At 61.2% G+C, this 2,562-nt stretch carries 1 protein-coding gene and 1 pseudogene; both read right to left on the bottom strand.

Annotated elements, in window-relative coordinates; all coding sequences use genetic code 11:
- Positions 1-35: 35 nt before the first annotated feature.
- A pseudogene (locus CWS39_RS28055) lies at positions 36-962 on the bottom strand (Swt1 family HEPN domain-containing protein); the annotation flags it as partial.
- 1 nt (position 963) lies between these two features.
- Positions 964-2,562 (bottom strand): hypothetical protein (locus CWS39_RS28050; RefSeq protein ID WP_102146085.1); only part of this gene is annotated, 1,599 nt, incomplete at its 5' end.

Below are 2,562 nucleotides of genomic sequence, written 5' to 3'. Positions count from 1 at the left end.
CGTCACCCAAGTTCCACGAGACTCGGGACATGCTCGCTGAAGTGGTTGCCGACGATTGCGACTCGATTGATCTTCGCGCCGGAGTATCCGTTGGCGGACAGTAGTTCCTGGGTGTCTTGAGGAAACTCGCCGATGGGCAGTCCGGCGGCGACGTGCCACAGCGCCAGCATGGAGTGGGTTTTGCCGCCACCAAAATTGGTCTGCAGGTTGATCACCGGTGGCGCGTTGTCGTCGCCGGAGATGCGACGCACAGCGCGGCCGACTAGATCGGTCAACCCCTCGGTGAGGTAGGTGCGTCGGAAGAACTCGACCGCATCCGCGTAGCCAGAATCCTGCTCGCCGCCGAATGCGACTTTGTACAAGTCGGCGGCGAACTCGGAGGCGGCGAAGTTCCCGGTGGCGACGTCGTCGTGGGGCGGAAGCACATCTCGCCAAGGCTTGAGACCGGACGCCTCCGGGTTGTCGACCGCAGCCTTGAGAGTCTTTTTGTCCTCTTTGTCGGCGGTGACGCGACGCAGGTTGAGCCGGATCCCATGCACCTCGTCGGCTTCCTTGGTGGCACCAACCAGCTTGAGCAGACGCTCGCCCGTGTCCAGTGCGCGGTAGGCGTCGTCGTCGGAGAAGGTTCCGTTGTGCGCCCAATTGTTTCGGACCTCGCGCAGTTCGATCGCGAAGGACTCGCCGGCCTTGCCGAAAGACTTGTTAAACGGATACCAGCCGGCCTTGAAACTGCTGGTGATGCTGCTCTCAGTCAGGATGCGGAACTGTACTTGGGGATCGTGGGGATTGTACGTCTTATCTGCTGGGGCGCCCTTCTTGCCATCTTTGATTTGGACAAGCTTGGTCCACGCGGCGCCGAGCGCAGGGTCGCCTTGACCGATCACCGATGCGATGAAGTCATCTAGCGCCGGGGCCATCACCTCAAACATTCGGTTAATGCGGTCGCGGTTACTCAGTGCCATATCAATCGTCCCCCAAGCTCATATCGTCGTTCAGATCGTCGGGCTCGAACTGTGCAGAGTCTTCATTGGCGAAGCCTTGGTCGATATCGCGTTGGACGGCCTTGCCGATCGCCGACTCGACCAACTGACAAAGCGATTCGCGCCGGAAGCTGAAGTAGGCGTCGAAGTCATCGGCGCGCAGGAATTCGGCCGGAATGAGGTGGGTCGCGACCAGCTCGTCGAGTCGTTGCGCCGCGATCTGCGCCCGGGTTTCGATGACTGACAGATAGGAGGATGGCGCCGCGCCGCCGATGATGCGGTTCGTACGCGCGCTGATCGTCGTCTTGTTGACGATGCTTTCGCGGTGCTCGTGGTCAATGCCGTTGTCGTCACACCACTTCTGTGGGAACACGTGATGGATGTCGACGGCGAGGTCGACGTATTGCACCTTGTCGAAGGTCTTGTCCTCCATCCAATCCCGAGCACCTCTGGCGAGGATGAGCGCCGCAATACCCTTATAGGCCGCCGCGTTTCGTCTACGCAGCGAGTGCAGACGGGATTCGGTGAAGCTGGCGTCCTGGATGGTGCGCGGTGTCGGTGCGGACTCGTCGATCGCCCAAGCGGGGACAGCTTCGATGTCGCGGGCGAAGCGTGTTTCACTTGCCGACCCGTAGAGTTCGCCGAGGACTCCGCACCAGAACCAGCGGACCAGACGCTCGCTGACGCTGATCAGATCCGCGTCCTTGCCCAGCGCCACCTTGATGGCCGCCAGTGGAACGAGTTGCTTGGGGTACGGTACGTCGCGCGGAGCGAAGATGTGGCGGTCCGCCAGGAACGTCGCGGCCCAAACGAATGCCTCCCGCAGCGGGTCACGCCACTTTAGGTAGTCGGTCAACGTCAGCCTCAGCACGTCCTCACGCTTGGCCGAGATCGCCGGTGGCCGGTCGGAGGTGTCGGCGAGATGTCGCTGCCGGGTGGTGAGCATTGTGACGGCCTGCAGGAAGTCGGTGTTTTCGACGGCGGCCAACACTGGGTAGGACGCCCACTTAAGCTGGGTCTCCTTCCAGTCGTCGTTCAAGCGGAAGTCTTCCCCGGCCGACTCAAAGTAGTGCGCATCGCCGGCGAAGACGGCGGTTAGCAACTCGAATACATTGAGCGGCAGACCGCCGATATTGACTTTCTCGAAGACAGTCGCCACGGCCGCCTTGTCGGTGTTCTCATCGAGGATGATCGCCGGGATGTCATAGGTAGCAGCGGGTTTGATGAATTCTTCGTGGAACTTCTTGCCAAGTTCGCGGTCCTGTAGTTCGAGGATCCAGCTCATGTAGTCCCCGTAGAGCAGGTGCAGCGGAAAGTAGCCATGTTCGCGCTGCTTGTCGTGGTCGCTCAGGTCGAGGACGACGTCCTTGCCGAAGTTGGTGCGGATGACACCATCGGCGGGAATCGAGATGATGGCTTCGTCGACACGATTGGGGTCACTCAGTGCCGTCTGCATGTGGACGAGGTAGCGTCGGTCGAGCAGCTTTCCTCGGCTGTCCTTCGTCGCAACGACGCCGTTACCGCTGAGCGCCTGGGTGAGCGAGGCGGAACCTGTCAACCTGAATGAGGCACCGTTGCGCGG

The organism is Mycobacterium hubeiense, from assembly GCF_002838065.1.
Classification (GTDB): Bacteria; Actinomycetota; Actinomycetes; order Mycobacteriales; family Mycobacteriaceae; genus Mycobacterium; species Mycobacterium hubeiense.
Note: the sequence above shows the minus strand (reverse complement) of the source record. Positions and strands in the feature narration are given on the sequence as shown.